16 protein-coding genes are annotated in these 17,184 nt (G+C 52.7%); all 16 read right to left on the bottom strand.

Features of this window, described 5'->3' with window-relative positions; genetic code table 11:
* Position 1: 1 nt before the first annotated feature.
* The 16 genes from FKP33_RS08855 to FKP33_RS08780 all read right to left on the bottom strand — a co-directional run bounded on the left by FKP33_RS08855 (position 2) and on the right by FKP33_RS08780 (position 17,174).
* Positions 2-1,519: a xylose ABC transporter ATP-binding protein gene (locus FKP33_RS08855; protein ID WP_141334588.1), complete on the bottom strand. Its 1,518-nt coding sequence runs from the start codon at positions 1,517-1,519 to the stop codon at positions 2-4.
* A gap of 120 nt (positions 1,520-1,639) precedes the next feature.
* Positions 1,640-2,791: a sugar ABC transporter substrate-binding protein gene (locus FKP33_RS08850; protein ID WP_141334587.1), complete on the bottom strand. Its 1,152-nt coding sequence runs from the start codon at positions 2,789-2,791 to the stop codon at positions 1,640-1,642.
* A 20-nt stretch (positions 2,792-2,811) separates the two neighbouring features.
* Positions 2,812-3,639: a sugar phosphate isomerase/epimerase family protein gene (locus FKP33_RS08845; RefSeq protein ID WP_141334585.1), complete on the bottom strand. Its 828-nt coding sequence runs from the start codon at positions 3,637-3,639 to the stop codon at positions 2,812-2,814.
* A gap of 16 nt (positions 3,640-3,655) precedes the next feature.
* Entirely contained in the window at positions 3,656-4,462 is an 807-nt protein-coding gene (gene iolB, locus FKP33_RS08840; RefSeq protein WP_141334583.1) for a 5-deoxy-glucuronate isomerase, read from the bottom strand.
* Between the two features lie 11 nt (positions 4,463-4,473).
* The gene (locus tag FKP33_RS08835; protein WP_054795389.1) at positions 4,474-5,433 is read right to left on the bottom strand and encodes a transketolase family protein; all 960 of its coding nucleotides are present in this window, start codon (positions 5,431-5,433) and stop codon (positions 4,474-4,476) included.
* On the bottom strand, positions 5,433-6,290 hold the full coding sequence (locus FKP33_RS08830) for a transketolase (RefSeq protein ID WP_054798910.1): 858 nt from the start codon (positions 6,288-6,290) through the stop codon (positions 5,433-5,435). The genes FKP33_RS08835 and FKP33_RS08830 overlap by 1 nt, the downstream gene beginning before the upstream one ends.
* Positions 6,291-6,323: 33 nt before the next feature.
* Positions 6,324-8,189: a 3D-(3,5/4)-trihydroxycyclohexane-1,2-dione acylhydrolase (decyclizing) gene (iolD, locus tag FKP33_RS08825; RefSeq protein WP_054798909.1), complete on the bottom strand. Its 1,866-nt coding sequence runs from the start codon at positions 8,187-8,189 to the stop codon at positions 6,324-6,326.
* A gap of 46 nt (positions 8,190-8,235) precedes the next feature.
* Entirely contained in the window at positions 8,236-9,249 is a 1,014-nt protein-coding gene (gene iolG / locus FKP33_RS08820; RefSeq protein WP_127606509.1) for an inositol 2-dehydrogenase, read from the bottom strand.
* 39 nt (positions 9,250-9,288) lie between these two features.
* Positions 9,289-10,737: an aldehyde dehydrogenase family protein gene (locus tag FKP33_RS08815; RefSeq protein ID WP_141334581.1), complete on the bottom strand. Its 1,449-nt coding sequence runs from the start codon at positions 10,735-10,737 to the stop codon at positions 9,289-9,291.
* A gap of 81 nt (positions 10,738-10,818) precedes the next feature.
* Complete coding sequence (locus FKP33_RS08810) at positions 10,819-11,979, bottom strand: MFS transporter (RefSeq protein ID WP_258313417.1); 1,161 nt, start codon at positions 11,977-11,979, stop codon at positions 10,819-10,821.
* Between the two features lie 127 nt (positions 11,980-12,106).
* A complete protein-coding gene (locus FKP33_RS08805) occupies positions 12,107-13,105 on the bottom strand; it encodes a Gfo/Idh/MocA family protein (protein ID WP_141334577.1) in 999 nt (332 codons plus the stop codon).
* Between the two features lie 439 nt (positions 13,106-13,544).
* Positions 13,545-13,685 carry a hypothetical protein gene (locus FKP33_RS27640; protein WP_258313416.1) on the bottom strand — a complete coding sequence of 47 codons (141 nt, stop codon included), beginning with the start codon at positions 13,683-13,685 and terminating at the stop codon, positions 13,545-13,547.
* A gap of 309 nt (positions 13,686-13,994) precedes the next feature.
* The gene (locus FKP33_RS08795; RefSeq protein ID WP_127606519.1) at positions 13,995-14,165 is read right to left on the bottom strand and encodes a GapA-binding peptide SR1P; all 171 of its coding nucleotides are present in this window, start codon (positions 14,163-14,165) and stop codon (positions 13,995-13,997) included.
* Between the two features lie 78 nt (positions 14,166-14,243).
* Positions 14,244-15,206, bottom strand: coding sequence for a transketolase family protein (locus FKP33_RS08790; protein WP_141334575.1), 963 nt, complete (start codon positions 15,204-15,206; stop codon positions 14,244-14,246).
* Between the two features lie 3 nt (positions 15,207-15,209).
* Positions 15,210-16,076 carry a transketolase gene (locus tag FKP33_RS08785; protein WP_127606523.1) on the bottom strand — a complete coding sequence of 289 codons (867 nt, stop codon included), beginning with the start codon at positions 16,074-16,076 and terminating at the stop codon, positions 15,210-15,212.
* Between the two features lie 48 nt (positions 16,077-16,124).
* Positions 16,125-17,174: a zinc-dependent alcohol dehydrogenase gene (locus FKP33_RS08780; RefSeq protein ID WP_054795385.1), complete on the bottom strand. Its 1,050-nt coding sequence runs from the start codon at positions 17,172-17,174 to the stop codon at positions 16,125-16,127.
* Between the last annotated feature and the right edge of the window lie 10 nt (positions 17,175-17,184).

Genomic DNA, 17,184 nt, shown 5'->3' with positions numbered 1-17,184 from the left:
TTCATCTACCTCCTCCGGTTGCATAATGCATAATTTTCTCTTGCGTAGCCTCCCGATAGTCGAGCTCGCCTTCGATTCTGCCTTCACACATAACCAGGATCCGGTCGCTAATGCCGAGCACCTCTTCAAGGTCCGATGAAATCATAATGACGGTAACGCCCGCCTCTACAAGCTCGTTCATGATTTTATAAATTTCAAACTTCGCCCCAACGTCGATGCCGCGCGTGGGCTCATCGAGAATCAAAATTTCAGGCTCGGTCATCAGCCATTTGCCGATGACGACTTTTTGCTGGTTGCCCCCGCTGAGATTTTTAACCTGTGTCTCGACGCTGGATGTCTTAACGTTTAAAGCGGAGACGTATTTTTGGGAATACTGAATTTCATCATCGGGATGAAGGACGAATGCCGAAATTTTATTCAAGCTGGCTAAGGTGATATTCTCAGCTATGCTCATGTCGAGCACAAGACCGTATTTTTTCCGATCCTCGGAAACAAGCGCGATGCCGTATTCGGTCGCTTCGACGGGACTCTCGATCCTCGCTTTAACCCCATCAATCCATACCTCCCCTTCCTTCTTCCCGGGGAATGCGCCGAAAATGCCGGATACCAGCTCTGTTCTTCCCGAGCCCATCAAGCCGGATATGCCGAGAATTTCGCCCTTGTAAGCTTGAAGATTGACACGGTCGACAAGCTTCCGCCCGGGGTTCTGCTCGTCGTATACCGAGAAGTTTTTCACTTCAAGGGAAAGCTCTTTCCTCGTATGAGGCTCGCGGGGAAACATTTTATCGAGCTTTCTGCCGACCATCATATAGATTAACGATTCACGGTCAAGCTCATGAATGTCTTTCGTTCCGACATAGGTCCCATCCCGAAGAATGGAAACAGAATCGCAAATTTCAAAAATTTCGTTGAATTTATGGGAGATATAGATGCAGGTTACGCCATTTTCCTTAAGCTTCCTTATGATGTTCATCAGAATCTCGACCTCGTGCTCCGTCAATGCCGAGGTCGGCTCGTCAAGGATTAAAATTTTTGCTTTTTTCGACAGCGCCTTGGCAATTTCGACCAACTGCTGCTGTCCGACACCCAGGTTCTTCACCTTTTCATTAGGATTGATCTTTAAATCCAGCTCTTTCAACAACGCCGTCGTATTCCGGTAAAGCTCATCCCACTGAATGACGCCCATCTTTGTCGGTTCGTTGCCGAGAAAAATGTTTTCTTGCACGGAAAGCTCCTGGACGAGAGCCAGCTCCTGATGGATACATACGATGCCTGCCCGCTCGGAATCGGCCGTATGCTGAAAATGCTGCACTTCCTTGCGGATTACAATTTCCCCATCGTAAGTGCCGTATGGGTATACGCCGCTAAGAATCTTAATAATCGTCGATTTTCCAGCGCCGTTCTCTCCGCAAAGACCGTGAACCTCGCCCTCTTTAATTTGTATGTTCACTTGATTGAGCGCCTTGACGCCAGGAAACTCTTTGGTTATGCGATTCATCTCCAACATATATTCGCTCAAAGTATCACCTTCTTGACCATTCGGAGTTTAAGTTTCCAAGGATAGATCAGGAAAGAAAGGAAGCGGCGGTGCCCCGCTCCCTTTCCCACCCTCCAGCTTTTACGAAAGCGGCATAATGCTCTATTGGGCTTTAGGCCATTGATCCTTCGGCATATTTTTATAGATGTCTTCCATTTTTTGATAGCCGTCTTTAATTACCGTGTCTACCACATTCTCCTTGGTTACAAGCTGCACGTCCATGAGCAGACTTGTCACTTTTTTAGTACCGTTATCCACCGTTCCGACGTGACCGTTTTTGAAATTTCCGCTGTTCAACTCTTTGATTTTCGCTTCGTCTTTTGCCGCCAAAGCGTAGACAAGATCCATCGCGGTTTGGTTCAGAACTTGAGTAGGCTTGTACACGGTGCCGGTTTGTTTGCCTTCCACAATCCGTTGAAGGGCGGCGATGTCGGCATCTTGGCCGGAAACGCCCACTTTACCCGCCAAGCCTTGCGATTCCAGCGCTTGGACTACACCGCCTGCGGTACCGTCGTTGGAGGCAATAACGGCAACGACGTCGTTCTTCGCCTTGGTCAGGCCGTTTTCTGCAATTTTCAGCGCCTCCTCCGGGTTCCAGCCTTTCGCCCATTGCTGAACGACGATCTTAATGTCGCCCTTGTCCATATAAGGTTTGAGCACGCTTTCCTGCCCTTGTTTCAACAGATGCGCGTTATTGTCTTCCGGACCGCCGAGCACCCAAATGTAATTGCCTTTCGGATACCGGTCCGCGAGCATCTTGGCTTGCAGCTCGCCTACCTTGACGTTGTCGAACGTAATATAATAATCCAGGTCTCCGTTACGGACCAAGCGGTCATAGGCCACTACCGGCACTCCGGCCTGATGCGCCTTTTCCACAATAACGCCGGACGATTCCGAGTCTTGTGCCGAGATCAGCAGGGCGTCAATCCCTTGTGTCAGCATGCCCTCAACCTGCTGTACCTGTTTCGCGGCATCTTCTTCACAAGACTGGACAATCAGCTTGAATCCCTTCTCGTCTGCATATTTTTGCGCCATTTTCACTTCACGCTGCCATCTCTCTTGCTTCATGGTGCCGACGGAGAAACCGATGACCACTTCATCATTTTTACTTTTTGCGGCGCTGGCGCCAGGTTCACTGGAGCCCGCGTTTTGCCCGGCCGGCGCACCGGTTCCCGCCTGCTGACTGCAAGCGGTCATAAAGGCGGATAGCAGCACGATCATCATCGAAACGCTCTTCAAAACATTCTTCTTCATTCCAAAACTCCCCCTTCATATTAAGAAAGCGCTTTAATTAATAGGCGCATATCTTCTTTGATGAGTGATTCCGGTTCGTCATGCTTCGAACGCAGCGGCAATTGATCGTAATAATTTTCCAGGATGATCCAGCCGGTATAACCGATCTCCTTTAATACCTCCATGCTGCGGTAAAATCCCGAATCGCCCTCTCCGAGCAGAGACGAGCTGATTTTACCGTGTTTTCCGTCTTTCACATGGATTTCATCACCTAGCAGGGGAGCCAGCTCCTTCAGCATGGCGGGGGCGTCATATCCCCGGAACAAAGCGTAATTTTGGGTATCGAAATAAAGCTTCAAGTTCGGCCGGTTGACGATTTCGGCCAACCGGAACATCATCTGCGCAGCCAGCAAATTTTCTGTAGACACGGCAATGCCCCGCTGCTGAGCGTAATCGCAGGCGGAGATCAGCATCTCCGCGCTGCGAATGAGATCCTGCTCGCTCACGATATCGCTCACTTGAAAGCTCGGGATCATGACCGTAGGAATGTTCATCGCTTCCGCCGCCTCAATGGATCGCATGATGGCTTCCTTCACGATCCCGCTGTCGACGGAGTCGGGAGGCTGCGTCATGCTGTACGCATCCGTTACGCGAACGGCAATGGACGGAAAAGCGATGCCATATTGCTCGGCCAGCCCCAGATAAGCTTGTTGGACCGTTCTCCGCGATACAGGAAACCCTCTTTCGTAGCTTCCAATTTCGAGCTGGATGCCCTCAAACCCAAGTTCGGAGGCGGTCCTGCAAGCGTAAGGCCCGTCGATAGGCAGCGACCAATGGCAAATGCCCAGCTTATACGATCGGTTTACCATGATGGCGTTCCCTCCGTCACTTCGATTTCAGCCATGCGTGGTCGGGATCATCCTGGAACTTCCATGTGCGTACCGGGCCTGCCATCGTGTTCAAATAATACAGGTCATACCCCGGGGGCGCCGAGACCGGATGGTAGCCTCTCGGCACGAGCACCACGTCTCCGTCCTTCACAACCATCGTCTCATTCAGGGAGCCGTCGTCCGTATAAACGCGCTGGATCGCAAAACCGCCCTCCTGTTTAATCCGGTGGTAGTACGACTCTTCCAGATAGGTTTCGTCCGGCAAGTTATTTTGATCGTGTTTATGCGGCGGGTAGCTGGACCAATTCCCGTTCGGCGTGAACACCTCGACGACCAGCAAACTGTCCGCCTGCGCACTCTCGGGTAAAATATTGTTGACTTGCCTCTCCATATCGCCCGTCCCTCTCATTTCAACGGCGACATCTTCAGGCGATATCAATCTCGCTTCGTATGTTCCCTTGCCAGGGGCCGAACAAATCGCTATCTCCAACTCCGTATCTGCAGCAATTCTCACAGAGTCGCCCGGCGGCACATAGACCGAATAAGGAGCCATTTGCTCGAACACGCTCATCCGCTGGCCGATATGCTCCCAGGTTTTGTTCTGCGTAGCCACCGTCGCCTTCCCGCTTAATAGGACGACGCACAGCTCGTTCCCGCCGGTTTCCTTGTGCAAAGACTGGCCTTCGGCTAACGTATATACCTCGAATCCCACGTGACTCCAGCCTGCGCTTTCAGGTGTGACGACAAGCCGGTTCCCGTTGCTGCCCGGCTCTTTAGACGAGGGTACGATCAAATTGCTCAATGAGTTCAACGTCATTTCCCCTTTCGTTGTAAAACTTGCTCTACGGCATGGACAATGTTCTCCGGTCCGATATTGTATTTCTTCAGCAGCGCATCGTTGGAACCGGATTCGGAATTGCGATCCTGAACGGCTACCCGCAGCATCGGAACGGGGCAATTTTCTACCAGCACTTCCGCAACAGCGCTTCCAAGGCCTCCATAGATCGTGTGCTCCTCCGTCGTTACGATGGCGCCGGTCCGCTCGGCCGCCTCCACGATGGCCGCCTGGTCGATCGGTTTCACGGAAGGCATATGAAGCACGGTAACCCGGATGCCCCGGCTTTCCAGCGTCTGGGCGGCTTCCAGCGAACGAACCGTTTGCGTACCGGTTGAGATGATCGTCGCGTCTTCACCGTCTTTGAGTTTGATCGCTTTTCCCAGCGTAAACGAATAGGAGACTTCATCGAAAATCGTCGGCAGCGGGTCCCGGGCAAGCCGGATATAAACAGGCCCGTTGTATTGGTTGGCGAACTCCATCATTTTCTTGACCTCCACCCCGTCGGCCGGAGAAAGCACTACCATGTTAGGAATGCTGCGCATAATCGCCAGATCCTCAAGACCTTGATGGGTTTTGCCGGTACATCCGGTAAGAAGCCCGCTGTAGGCACCGATCATCTTGACATCCAGCTTGGGTTGTGCGACCGTCACCATGATTTGGTCCAAAGCGCGTTTGGTAATAAAGGCGGCGAACGAACAAACCCAAGGCTGCAGGCCCACCGTTGCGAGACCTGCCGCCACACCGACCATATTTTGCTCGGCTATCCCCATTTGGAGAAATTTGGACGGGTTGGCTTCGGCGACTTTATCCATCTTGGTCGAGGTCGCCAAATCGCCGTCCAATGCATAGACTCGCGGATCGGTTTGCGAAAGCCGGACCAGCGTATCTCCGAAGACGTCCCTCATCGCAACCGCGTTTCCCAACTGAACCGCCATCAGCGACTCCCCCCTTGTAATTGTTGCAAGGCTTTCTTCAATTCCTCGGCGTTCGGTACCTTCGCGTGCCAGACGTAGTTATTTTCCATAAAGCTGACGCCTCGGCCCTTCAACGTATGCGCAATGACGATAACCGGTTTACCTTGCACCGCTTTGGCGTCCGAGAAGGCGTCGAGCAGTTGTTCCATCGAATGGCCGTCCACCTCGCTCACATGCCAGCCGAACGCCTCCCACCGCAGTCGCGGGTCCTGGACGGGAGCCTCGCGCAAATCGCCTTCGCTGCCCTTCCAGCCATATTGCTGCAGCTTATTGTAATCCATCACGACGATCAAGTTGTCCAGCTTATACTTCGCTGCCACATCGGCCGCTTCCCATACTTGCCCTTCCTGGGCCTCGCCGTCGCCGATCACACAATACGTATAGAACGATTGGCCTTGCAGCTTGGCGCCCAGCGCCATGCCGACCGCTGCGGAAATTCCTTGGCCGAGGGAGCCGGTGGACATATCCAGGCCCGGGAGCAAATTCATGTCGGGGTGCCCTTGAAGGCGGGAATCGATTTCGTCAAAGGTCGGGAGCTCCTCGACCGGGAAGTAGCCCCTCAACGCCAGGACGGTGTATAAGGCGATGGCCGAATGCCCCTTCGACAATACGAAGCGGTCCCGGTCGCGTCCGAGGTGATCCTCGGGGTTGATATGCATCGCTTCAAAATACAGGCTGACCAAAATATCCGTAACCGAAAGCGGTCCCCCGATATGCCCTGCATTGGCATGATGGACCGTTTCCAAAATCAACTGCCTCGTCCTGGAGGCCAACCTTTCAAGCTCCTGTAAACGAAGCTGGGTTAAGGTTCCATTCATTTCGCTTCCTCCTTCAGCTGCTTGATCCACGGTTTACAACACTCTCGCGGATTGGACTTTGTCTTGCATTTGCCGATAGGCCGCTTGGACATCTTCGCTTTCCGATACTTCCGCGACGCCCAATCTCCACCACGATTCGTAGCCGGTCGTGCACGTTCCCGGCAGCACTTTGATATCGATCAAGGTCGATACCTGCTGCTGCTTCGCGTCGGCCAGTGCGCTGTGCAATTGTTCGAGCGTGCGTACCGTGTAGCCAACCGCGCCCTGGCTTCTCGCGTGGCCGGCATAATCGATCTGCACATAGTCGCCGGTCAGCCGGCCGGTTTCCCTGGAACGGTAACGGAATTCGTTGCCGAATCCTTGGCTGCCTTGGCCCCGTTGCAAATTGTGTATACATTGGAAACCGTTATTGTCGAGCAGCAGGACATTGATTTTATAGCCTTCTTGAATAGAGGTGACCAGCTCGGAGTGAAGCATCAAATAGCTGCCGTCGCCAACAAGCGCGTACACTTCCTTGTCCGGCTCCGCCATCTTAACGCCTAACGCCCCGCTCACCTCGTAACCCATACACGAGAAACCGTATTCCATGTGGTAGGTTTTAGGCACTTTGCTTCTCCACAACCGCTGCAGGTCCCCCGGCATGCTGCCGGCTGCGCAAATGATGATGTCTTGTTCATCGATGAAACGGTTGATTTCGCCCAATACACGCGTTTGCGCTAATCCGTCGGGGTTCTCGGCGCTGTAGTAACGGTCGACCTCCTCATCCCACTGCTTCTTCAAAGTCTCGATATGACCGGCCTCATAACCGCTCCGGTACCCCGCTTGCTTCAAGGCCTCCGCCAAAACCGGAAGCGCTTCCTTCGCATCGGCAACGATCCGCTTGGCATCCATTTTATACGCATCAAACTTGCTGACGTTAATGGATAAGAAATCGACGTCCGGGTTTTGGAACGCTGTTTTGGAGGAGGTTGGGAAATCCGCCAAACGCGTTCCGATCCCAATGATCAAATCGGCTTCCTTGGCCAGCAGGTTTCCCGCGAGCGAGCCGGTTACGCCAACCGCCCCGATATTCAAGGGGTGATCCCAGGGCAAGGCGCTTTTCCCCGCTTGCGTCTCCGCCACCGGAATGTGGAACGCTTCCGCAAATGCCTTTAATGATTCGGCAGCCTGGGAATAATGAACGCCTCCCCCGGCAATGATCAGCGGCTTCTTCTTGCCTCGGATCAGCTCAACGGCCCGTGCGACGGTTTCTTTATTCGGCGCTGCGCGCTCCACATCATGAACCCGTTTCCTGAAGAACGCGGCAGGGTAATCGTAGGCTTCGGTCTGTACGTCTTGCGGGAGCGCCAACGTTACCGCTCCCGTATCAACCGGATCCGTAAGCACGCGCATCGCATTCGTAAGCGCAGTTATCAGTTGTTCGGGGCGGGTTATGCGATCCCAATACTTGCTCACCGGCTTGAAGGCGTCATTGGCCGATATGGTGTAATCGCTCGGATTTTCGATTTGCTGCAATACCGGATCCGGCTGCCGGGACGCGAAAATATCGCCAGGCAGCAGCAGGACGGGAATGCGGTTTACGGTTGCCGTCCCTGCGGCCGTCACCATGTTCAGCGCTCCGGGTCCGATCGACGACGTGCAAGCGAAAATTTCCGTCCGATTGTTTTGTTTGGCAAAAGCGATTGCCGCATTGGCCATACCCTGCTCGTTTTTACCTTGGTAGTAAGTCAGACTTCCCCGATCATTCTCGAGGGCTTCCCCTATTCCCGTCACATTCCCGTGGCCGAAAATGCCGAAGACACCCTTGACGAATTTGCGTTCCGTCCCATCGACACGGATATACTGGTTATCCAGGTAATTCAGCAAGGCCTGAGCCATCGTTAATCGTATCGTTTGCATACTTGCAACACTCCTTGATATGGATTGGGGTTCAAGAAGACCCGGATTAAGCGTTGACGGTTTGGATCTGGACAAGCTTCCCGGATTTGAACGAATCCGTTGCGGCGATCGCGATCGCAAGTGCAGCCTTGCCGTCTTCTTCGGTACAATCCGGTTTCGTTCCGTTCATCAGACTTTCAATAAAATGAGCCATCTCCAGCAAATAAGCATCTTTAAACTTGCTTGGAAAATCAGGGATAATGTCGTATGTGCTGCCTTGGTGGTTCAAAATTTGGATGTTATGCTCGCGCAGCGAGCCGATTGTGATAACCCCTTCCGTACCGACGATTTCTCCCCGGATGTCGTAGCCGTAAGGCGCAATACGCATCGTTTCGATATCGCCAGCCGCTCCGTTGCTGAATTGAAGCGTTGTCAGAGCCTGGTCGACATCTCCGTATTCGGACAAGAAGGCGTGCATCAAGACATGACCCGTTGCTTGAACGGAGACGACATCCGCATTCATCAAATATCTGGCGATGTCATAGTCGTGAATGGAAATGTCCAAATAAATGCCTCCGCTGTGCTTGATGAACGAGGCCGGCGGCACATTGCCGTCCCGGCTTAAGCCTTTGAAGTAAATCGGCTGGCCGATGTCCCCCTTCGCGATTCTCTTCTTCGCTTCGTGATAGGCGGGGTCGAATCGTCTCATAAATCCGACCTGACAGACGACGTTGTTTTTACGAATCGCCTCAATCACTTCGTCCGCTTCCGCTAACGTTTGCGTGATCGGCTTTTCCACAAAAATTTGTTTTCCCTTTGCAGCCGCTTTTTTGATCATCTCCGCATGTGTGGAAGTAGGCGTCACAATGACCACCGCATCGATATCCGGATTGTTAAACGCGTCGTCCGGATCGATCGAATAGCTTTCAATCCCCAGCTCGCTCGCGACCTGCTCCGCCCGGCCTGCAATCGGATCGATGACGGTCAGCAGCCGTGCCCCCCTGATTTTTGTCGCCAAGTTTTCCGCATGCCAGTACCCTAAACGACCTAATCCCAATACAGCGCAACGAATTTGCTTCATGCTGTCCACCGCTTTCTTTTGATTTGTTTGGTTTGATGTTTATAGCTGCTCTTCCAAATTCACGGCTACGGTTACGGTTTCCAGCATCTCTTCGATGGCAAATGCCGGCCCCTCTTTGCCCATACCGCTTTCTTTGACTCCGCCGTAAGGCATTTGATCGGCGCGGAAGCTGCTCGTATCGTTAATCATGACTCCCCCGACCTCAAGCAAATAAGGAATCGTGTGCGCAAGAGAAACCGATTGGGTAAATACACCGGCCTGCAAGCCGTATTTGGAGTCATTGACCAGCCGGACGGCTTCTTCGATCGTCTCATAAGTGGCAATCGATACGACGGGAGCGAACACCTCCTCATCGACGACCTTCATGCCCTTGGTAGCGCCGGTAAGAACCGTCGGGTAATACACGTTGTTCTCTCTTCTGCCGCCGGTCCAAATCTTCGCGCCTTGTTCAACGGCCTCGTTCACCCACCCTTCAATGCGGATCGCTTCTTTCTCACTGATCATAGGCCCAACGATTGTGGAAGGATCCAGCGGATCGCCGACCTTGAGGCTTGCCGTGTATCTGAGAAACGCCTCCATGAAAATTTGTTCGATCTCTTTGTGCACGTAGATGCGTTGTACGGAGATACAAATTTGGCCTGCATGCGCAAAGGACATTCGAGCCAGCTTGGCCGCAGCCGTTTCCACATCGGCGTCTTGGTGGACAATCGTTGCGGAGTTCGACCCCAGCTCCAGCGTCACTCTTCGCATCCCGATCGTTCGATGGATATGCTTCCCGACTTCGGGAGACCCGGTAAAGGTATACTTATGGATCCGTTGATCCGTGAGTAATTGATCGCCCAAGGTGGAGCCGCTTCCCACCAAACAGCTTGCGAAACCTTTCGGCAAACCGGCTTTCTCCAGAAGCTCGCACAGCTTCAGAGCGGAATAAGCGGTATCCGAAGCCGGTTTAATGATGACGGGATTGCCTGCCGCCAAGGCCGGAGCGACCTTGTGGACAACCAGATTTAAGGGAAAGTTGAAAGGCGTTATCGCACAAACAAGGCCTATCGGTTTTTTGATCGTGTAAATGAGCCGCTTGCCGATGTTAAGATTGGGCGCCACTTGAGCCGGAATCATCTCGCCGGTAATTTTGATCGCTTCCTCTGCCGACAACAAGAAAATCAGCGCCGATCGGTTTACCTCAGTCCTGGCATCCACAATCGGCTTACCGCCTTCGGCGGCAATCGCCTCCGCGAATTCCTCCAGATGGTCAAGCAGCAGATGATACATCTTCATCAGAACCTGAAATCTCTGGGCGGGAGCGAAGTCGGATTGCCTGAACGCCCGCTCCGCCGCTTCCAGCGCCGCATTCATCTCCGCTTCTCCCGCCTTGCTAATTTGTGCGAATAATTCACCTGTATATTTATTGTAAATAGGATGCAGCTCGGAAGTTTCAACCCATTCACCGCCTATGAACAGCGGCTTAATTGTTTTTTGCGCCAGCATGGCGACCCTCCTTCATTCCTTTTTAATAGCATAACACTAGGGGAAAGCCTTTAACCTAAAGCTATAAATAGTTGCCTTATTTTATCCGCTTTCCGCTGCGCTTGCGCTTCTGCTGTCCCTCGCATGAGCATTCGCCGATTTGTCCGAACGGTTCCAGTACACGGTCAAACAGGCCGCGAGCAAGCCTGTCGCCGCTGAGAACAGGAAGCCGCCGGTTAAATCGGAGCCGTCGTTAAACCATCCGCCAAGGAAAGGTCCCAGGAAAATACCGAGCGAGTAGAACGCCTGATAAAATCCCATAGCGGTTCCGCGCTTCTCCTGGCTGATCCCTCGCAGCGCCAAGCTTAACAACAATGGAAAGCTCAGTCCTTGCGCAAATCCGTTGATCCCCTGGGTCAAGCACAGCAAGCCAAGATCATGAATAAACGGGGTGGCGAGCGTAAAGACGGCGCTGCCTGCAAAACCGATCGTCAAAGTCGTCCAGCTCCCCCATCGTTTCATAAACAGTCGACCCGACAGGAAGGTGGCGATTGCATGGGGAATCATAAAAGCAACGACCAGCATGCTGATGGCCTCTTCCGTTCCGCCAATCTTGAATGCCTGCAGCGGTGTAAACCCGAATATGGTAATAAACAACGTACTGTGGCAGATCGTGGAGAGCAAGGATACTTTCAACAAGTTCGGCTCTCTCACAACGGCGGTCAATCCGTCCCAACCCACAGGTTTCTTGAAAGATTGGCGCTCCGTATCCTTAATGCCCAGAGAAAGCAGCGCGCCTAGCATAGCGAAAGCGAGTGCGACCCAAAAGGGGGCGTGCCACCCCCAACCGCTGACGAGAAATGCGCTTGCGCTCATTCCCAGAAGCTGAGCAGCCACGGTAACGAACTGTATGTTGGACATCGCTTTGGCTATGTTCCCGCTTGCAAAATAAGCCGAATACAGAACCGTAAAGACGACCCAAGTCGACGCGGATACGCCCGAGACAAGTCTGGACACTAAGATCCAGCCGAAATCCCCCATTAATAAGCCCATGCAGCTCAGCATGCTCATAACCAAACCGAGTGAAACGAACAGCTTCCTTCGGCTTAAATAATCCGACATCATGCCCAGTGGAAATCGGATAAGCAATTGGGTAATGCCGTAACTGCCCAGAATCAAGCCGATCAAGAGATGACCGGCCCCCTTCTGCTCCAGATAGGAGGATAAGATTGGCGAATACACATACTGGGAAGACCAGAACAGGAAGGTAACCGCGATAAACAGCGCATGATCTTTGACTCGGATACCATGAATTTTCTCGATGTCTACAACCTCCTTGATGGAGTTCTATGCGCATACGGCAGCCTGCGCATTCCTTCGTAGCAAGACTTTAATCGACGGTGACGAAAGCTTCCCTCTCGATCGATTCATAGCAGGCGTCAATCACTTTCATATTCTGGATGGTGTTGGCCGGCGTATAGAATGGCGTCAAGCCTTCCAGCACACATTGCGAGAAATGCTCGACTTGCAGCACATACTGATGGCCCGCGATCGTTTCATCCCTCGAGGCCCCATCGTCCGTTTCCACCGTGATCGAGGATACCCCGTCCGTTAATTGCGGTAAAAACGCCCGGTTCACCCTCACGCATCCCTTGGTGCCCACAATTTCATAATGATGCCGCTGCTTCTGATCCATTGAGGCATCGAACAAGGCCGTCATCCCGTTCTTCAACTCCATGAACCCGGCTGCCGACAGATCCACCCCGCCCGGCTTATCTTTCTTAGCCGATACAAACACCCGCTCAGGCTCGGTACCCAGCACATTCCGGATCGCGTGCACGCAGTAGCAGCCCACATCATACAAACAGCCTCCGCCCAGCTCCGGATTCGTGCGAATGTTGCTTTCCCGCCCCTCAAGGAAGAACGAAAAGCTTACCTTCATGGTCTTGAGTTCTCCGAGCTCGCCGGAAGCTATTATCTCCCGGACCCGTTGATGCTGCGGATGAAATTGGTACATGAACGCTTCCATAAAAATAACGCCGTGCCGATGACAAGCTTCGATCATATGTGCCGTCTCTTCGGCCGATAATGCGGCAGGCTTCTCGCATAAGACGTGTTTGCCTTTCTCTGCGGCTTTGATCACCCACTCGGCGTGGAGCGAGTTTGGCAGCGGAATATAGACCGCGTCGATGTTCGGATCTTCCAGCAGCGCGTCGTACGTCTCGTACACGTTCTCAATCTGGAATCGCGCAGCGATTTCTTTCGCGCTCGGCTTTGAGCTGGCGATTGCTGTCACCTCCGCGTTGACCGCATCCCGAAAAGCCGGAAGCAATTCCTCCTGCGCGATTTTGGCCATGCTGATAATTCCCCATCGAACCTTGTTACTCATCGTTTGACCCCTTCCGGTTTTTATGGTATTACAGGTACGTGGCCGCAGAGGAACGGAAGCGCTTTCAAAAGGGATTTGTTGCATGGCTGCCGCCTCTCCCTGTCTAAGTTGCATCCTCCTTCTCTATCGACCGGAGGTTATCGGTTATGTAAGGCCTATATAAGGAAAGTGTTTAACCTGAATTCTGCTGGTTTGCGCATTTAATTCCAACTAAGCGGAGCTGCTTTACGATAAATTCCCTTAAATCCAGCCCGTATCGCCGGATATTACTCACATTCATGCGTTCTAACTATCGTCTGACCTCGCTAATTGGTCTGCATTTTAGGGAAAGCCTTTTCCTTATTCTATGGTTTTTATTTTAGCATATATGGCAATATTTATCAACTCTGAAATTCTTTGGCGCTTATTCACACCCTGCCTATTCCCTATTCGTCATACGTCAATAAAGCACGGTGTCGCCCGCATGAATCGACGTCAACTCTTCCGTCGCTTGAACGGCGCAGGCCAGCGGCTCGGTTAGGGCCGCTTCTTCAAGCGTGACATGGTCCGGAATTTTATAAATCATATCCTCTCGGGCCATGACATATTTCGTAAAGCCGCCGTCTATACCTGAGCATGCCCGATGCTCACAGGCGGGTAACTCTTATAGGTGTCATGGTAAATATGCAGATCCGTTCCGCAAATGTTTTTACGACAGCTTTCATTTTCGCCCTCCCCTGGATTCGATTTGGCAAGGTAAACCTTTACCCTCCAATGAGCTTATACTAGCATTATTTTTAGAACTGTACAACAAAATTATTAGCGCTGGACTGTTCATAAAAACAAGACGGGAGACTCCATAGAGCCCCCCGCCTTGGTCCTGCTACTTTTCAGTCCGATTGTTCGGATGTCAGCATTCCGTCATTGGCCGGTCCGTCTTCACCCGCGATTCCAAGCAATCGGGCCTTTGACAGTCGGAATAATAAAAAGTTATTTTCTCGGAATCGAACGTTGCAATCATATGCTCGCAATACTTGCACAGGATCGTTCCAAGCTCAACCCGGGAAGTTGCGTTGTCCATACATGATCCATCCTTTCTTCCATCCGCTGCACGGATTCGGAAACATGGCCGGCATAACCCGCTGCGCAACGCCTTTCGTTATAACAAGCTTTTCACGGTCTGGGCGATCCCCTGAGGGTCCATCCCGTAATATTTGTACACTTCGTTGGGCTCGCCGAGAACGGCAAACTGGTCGGGCAGGCCGATTCGCTTAAACTTGCAGGCAATGCCCGCCTCCGCAATAATCTCGGCCACGGCGCCGCCAAGGCCTCCGTTGATGCTCTGGTCCTCGACGGTCACGACGCAGCCTGTCTCCAAGGCGGCTCGGAGCACCGCATCCGTATCAAACGGCTTGATCGTGTGCATGTCGATGACTCTCGCCTTGATCCCCGATTGTTCCAGCTCTTTGGCCGCCATCAACGACCAGTATACGCTGCTGCCCGTGCCGATCAGCGTCAGATCTTTGCCTTCCTGAACGGTGATGGACTTGCCGATTTGAAATTCATAATCGTTATTCAGGTAGACGTCCGGTTCCGCGCCTCTGGCAATGCGGATAATCATGGGACCCAGATAACTCATCGATTCCCGGACCACTCTTGCGCACTGGTTGGCATCGGCGGGGCAAATAATGGTCAAATTCGGCACCGCCCTGTAGAAGGACAGGTCGGCGATCGCATTGTGGGTGGGCCCGCCGCCGGATGTGACTCCCGCGTGAGTGCCAATGAGCCTGACGGGCACATCATTGTAGGCGATATCCGCATGGATCTGGTCTGCGGCTCTCAGAGGCAGGAACGGTCCGAACACTTGCGAAAACACAATTTTGCCCGATAACGCCAATCCTGCCGATATGCCCACCTGGTTCGCTTCCGCGATCCCGACATTAAAGCAGCGGTCCGGATATTTGCTCATGAATTTGCCGACAGTCGAGGATGGAGCTACGTTATCGGAGCAAAGAAAGGCAAACTCCAACCCTTCATCGGCCATTTTCATCAACTCTGAACCATAAACCTCTCTGGCCGAAGACAAAATTTGATCAAAATTCAAACTAATTTCCACTGCCATAGCTTATCTCACCTTCCTTTTGCTTTCGATGGATTCGAGGGCTTCTTCCCACTTGGCTTTGTTCAGCGAGCCTGCATGCCACGCGACGACATTTTCCATGAAGGAAACGCCCGCGCCCTTGGTTGTCGTGGAAATAATGCAGATCGGCCTTCTCGGGGTAACGGGGTCTGCCGGAGGCAGGGACTCCAGCGCGCTGCATACCTCATACATGTCGTTGCCCTGGATTTCGATGACATCCCAGCCGAAAGCCCGCATTTTATCTCCAAGAGGATCGACGCTGACGGTATCCTTGGTCGGACCCGACATTTGCAGGTCATTCTTATCGATAATTGCTACCAGATTGCCCAGTTTAAATTGGCCCGCCGCCATGAAGGCTTCCCAGTTCGTGCCCTCCTGAAGCTCGCCGTCGCCAATAATGCAGAAGGTTCTCCAGTTGGCCTTGGACATTCTCGCGCCTAGCGCGAGGCCGGTGGCGAGGGGCATACCGTGCCCCAGCGAGCCTGTTGAGGCCTCGATGGCATCAATATATTTCCGGTTAGGGTGCATGCTGAACACCGCTGTGTCAAGCGATTCGAAATGTTCGACCATGTAGTCCATCGTGTACATTCCCATATCGGAATAGATTGTATAAAGCGCTTCGGCACAGTGGCCTTTACTCAAAATGAGCCGGTCTCTTTCTGCCCATTTCGGATTTTTCGGATCGTAGTTCATGTATTTGTAATAGAGGGCAACGGCAACGTCCACGATGGACAATTCGCCGCCCAAATGACCGGCGGTGCCGATTCTGTAAATAAAGGTACACAGATTTTTTCTGATTTCTACGGCCTTGTCTTCCAGTTTTTGAACCAGTTCCAAATCGACATTACTCATCGTTGAGATCTCCTTTGTACATCGCAGATTGATCAATCGCCAAGCTCGTTAATCTTCGTTGCATTGGATAAGCACCTTCGTATAGTTGCCGCTAACATGGGCAGCGAATGCCTCTTCCCCCTGAGCCAACGGGAAAACTTTCTGCGTAAACGGTTTCAAATCAAGCTTCGGCAGCAGCTGAACGGCCCGGGGAAACGCATACGGAGCCACGAAGATACCCGAAACCGTAAGCTCGTTCCAATAGCATTTGTCGTACAGATTGAACGGCATCTCATAGTCCTTCGGGAACATCGCGATATAGAGCACGGTGCCGCCTCTTGCCGCAATGTCGCATGCCGCGTTGGCGGCTCTGGGAGAACCGGAAGCTTCAATAACCAGATCGAAGCCTCGCCCTCCGGTAATTTTCCTGGATTCCTCCCGGACATCCTGGTTTACCGGGTCGATCACATGCTCGGCTCCAAATTCCAGGGCCAAGTCCCGCCTGTTCTGGATCGGCTCGATGAGTGTCAGGGAGGTGGCGCCAAACCTCTTGATCAGTTGAAGGGTCAGCAGACCGATGGGGCCGCCGCCTGAAATGGCCACGCGATGCCCCGCCTTCATGTTCGCCTTGTCCACAATTCTTACCGCAATCGACACAGGCTCCAGAAGGCAGGCTTCCTTCAAGCTAACATCGTCAGGAATTTTCCATACCTGGGATTCATGCCAGACGATCGATTCGGACATGCCGGGTCTGTTATACTCCATCATATGTTCGCAAAACTGCTCCTGCCCGTTCAGGCAATAATAGCAGGTGCCGCAAAATCTCAAGAAGTTGCCCGCTACCCTGTCGCCGACCTTCAGCCCTTTCTTAACGGCTTTTGGCCCGAGGGCCACGATGGTGCCGGAAACCTCATGACCGAGCCCGAACGGCGGTTCCAAATCGAATATGCCTTCCACCAGGTGCGGATCGGAACCGCAGATGGAACAATAGGCGACCTTGATTTTGACATCCTCGTCCCCCATCTCCTGCTCGGGAATTTCGATGACCTGAACGCGCCCTCTTGTTGCTTCATTGGGGTCTTTCAAGCTGCCTATTTTCACTGCCGCAATCGTTTTCACAGAGGCTGAT

Source organism: Paenibacillus sp. tmac-D7 (genome assembly GCF_006519665.1).
GTDB lineage: Bacteria > Bacillota > Bacilli > Paenibacillales > NBRC-103111 > Paenibacillus_G > Paenibacillus_G validus.
Note: the sequence above shows the minus strand (reverse complement) of the source record. Positions and strands in the feature narration are given on the sequence as shown.